The following is an 890-nucleotide window of genomic DNA, read 5'->3' on the forward strand; positions in this document are numbered from 1 at the left end:
ATAAAAAGTTGAAAATTCGTTAAAGAGGAATTCCATGGACTTTACAGTGTTCACGCAACTTTTCAATAAAATTGATCAGATAACAAAAACATATGTCACGGATATTTCCTTAAAAACAACGGCTACAATTACGCCCTTTATATCAATCGGTATCACAATCGCTTTCATCATCTATGGATGGCTCATCATTCGTGGCGCTATAGATATGCCTCTCTCCGGATTTGTAAATCGTTTCCTACGGATAAGTATTATTACTTCAATAGCTCTTACCACAGGACTTTATCAGAATGAAATTGCCAATTTGATAACACAAATGCCCCATGAGTTATCAAAAGCGCTCTTAAAAGATCCACTCAATGATACACAATTAATGAATTTACTAGACAAAACAGCAACCAAAGGATTTCAATATGCAGGACGTCTTTTCCAAGAAACCGTCTTCTTCGAAGCCAATGGACTGCTTTACAGTCTCTTAGGTATCATCATCTTGCTGGCAACAAGCCTCGTAGTAGCAATCGGCGGTGGTCTCGTACTCCTGACAAAAATCGCTATTACACTTCTCGTAGGATGGGGATCACTCTTCATCATTGCTTTGCTCTGGCAACCAACTCATCGCCTTTTCGAGCAATGGATAATCCAAGTCGTCAATTATATAATCCTCTTTCTACTCTTAGCGACTGTATTTAATCTGATGATGAATATCTTTGCAAACTATTTGAGCGATATGAAACTCGATTACGACCAGAATATAAGCTTCATGTTTGGGGGTGCTCTCATCTTGTCCATTATATCCATCACGCTGTTACTCAAACTATCAAGCGTTGCCAATTCTCTCGCAAAAGGCATTACATTTGGACATCTATGGAGACATAGAAACTAGATGAGATAAA

The 890-nt window shown here is 38.3% G+C and carries 1 protein-coding gene; it reads left to right on the plus strand.

The features are described 5' to 3' along the window. The first annotated feature begins 34 nt into the window (after nucleotides 1-34). Nucleotides 35-880, plus strand: coding sequence for a type IV secretion system protein (locus tag ACFIKR_RS09475; protein ID WP_375659662.1), 846 nt, complete (start codon nucleotides 35-37; stop codon nucleotides 878-880). The last annotated feature ends 10 nt before the right edge of the window (nucleotides 881-890 follow it).

Source organism: Bartonella sp. MR30HLJHH, assembly GCF_042194195.1.
GTDB lineage: Bacteria > Pseudomonadota > Alphaproteobacteria > Rhizobiales > Rhizobiaceae > Bartonella > Bartonella grahamii.

Coding starts and splice junctions, on each gene's coding strand:
- ACFIKR_RS09475 (WP_375659662.1), top strand. CDS start 35: ATGGACTTTACAGTGTTCACGCAACTTTTCAATAAAATTGATCAGATA.